This window comes from Salinispora cortesiana (assembly GCF_000484695.1).
Taxonomy (GTDB): domain Bacteria; phylum Actinomycetota; class Actinomycetes; order Mycobacteriales; family Micromonosporaceae; genus Micromonospora; species Micromonospora cortesiana.
On sequence record NZ_AXVR01000172.1, the window covers coordinates 1 to 1,486 of the forward strand.

The 1,486-nt window shown below is 68.3% G+C and carries 1 protein-coding gene; it reads left to right on the top strand.

All coding sequences use genetic code 11. The features are described 5' to 3' along the window. Nucleotides 1–24: 24 nt before the first annotated feature. Nucleotides 25–1,486: hypothetical protein (locus K228_RS0124925; RefSeq protein WP_155251642.1), on the top strand; the 1,462-nt coding region annotated here is incomplete at its 3' end.

Consider the following 1,486-nt stretch of genomic DNA (forward strand, 5'->3'; position numbering starts at 1 on the left):
GAGGGTCTCTGCAAGGACGGCATCTTGGGCACGGTCCTGCTGATCGACAAAGTCAAGGAGGACTGCGCCAAGACGGTCGCCGCCGTGCTGGTTGACCACGGCCGTAACGTCACCACGACGCTGCTGTGCACCGCCATCACCGCGCCGGCCGGGCCCGCGGGGTCGATCGGACTCCTTGAGGTCTGTAAGGCGATCGGGCAGCCCCTCGTGGACCGCGCGATCGGGTTGTTCGAGGACGCGCTGAGGCTCGCCGGCGCGGTCATCGACGTCGTGAAGTTCGTCGCCGACCCGACCAGCGCGCTGGACAACTTCGTGAACACCCTCAAGGCCAGCGCCACTGAGCTGGTGGACAAGGTGCTGCGGGAGCTGAGCAAGACCACCGCGTTTGACGCGGGCGCGAGCTGGTGGCTACGCCACTACGCGGCGGCGGCGGCGCTCGGCCTGATGGTGATGGCGGTCATGATGCTCATCACCGCAGTGCAGACGGCGCGTAACCATCTGTCCGGCGATGACATGCACGACACCGTTTTCAAGCACCTGCCGACCGGCATCCTGCTGATGGTGTTCGGTCCGGCGCTGGGCGCGGTCATGTCCACCTTCGCCAACAAGCTGACCGACGGCATCGTGCACTTCATCGCCCCTGACATGGGCGCCTTCCTGGCAAAACTGAACATCTTCGCCGCGTTGACCTCGAAGATCCCCGGCGGCGTCATCATCGGGATCGTCATTTACCTGATGCTGTTCGGCGGCGCACTGACACTGCTGGGAGGTCTACTCCTTCAGACCCTCACGCTGTACTTCACCGGGCTGGCGTGCGCAATCGCGTTCGGGATGTGGGTCAACCCCAAGTGGCGCAGGAAGGCCATCAAGGTCCCGCTGACCTGGGTGGGCATCGTGTTCGTCAAGCCCCTGGTGTTCCTGCTGCTGGGAGCCGCGTTCGGGCTGGCGAACTTCGCCACCTCGGCGACCGCGATCACCGACCCCGGCCTCAACAGCGTCACCACGGCACTGATGGCGGCACTGGCGTTGCTGGTGGCCGGAATGGCGCCGTTCGGGCTGCTCAAGTACGCCCCGCTGCTGCCCGATGGCTCGGACTCGGCCAGCAGTACCGGCAGCGGCGGCGTCATGAGCACGGCAGCGGTTAATACGGCCTCGTCGGTCACGCAACAGGTCGCGATGCGCCGCGCGTACGCCAACAACGATTCCGCCACCCGACAGGAGGCGTCCGTGGGCGGCGGCGACGGCCCGACCACCGGCCAGAGCGACCAGGGCGCCGCCCCCGATCCGGCGACGTCGCGCAGCAGCTCGCCGTCCACCGGCGGCCCCAACTCGACCAGCACCAACACCGGCACGAATGCAGGCAGCGCGACGGCAGGCACGAGCACAGGCGGCACGGGCGCCGGCGGTGCAGGCGCAGGTGCGGGTGCGGGTGGTGCAGGCGCCAGCGGTGCGGGTGCCGCGACCGGTGCGGGCGCCGCGACCGGTG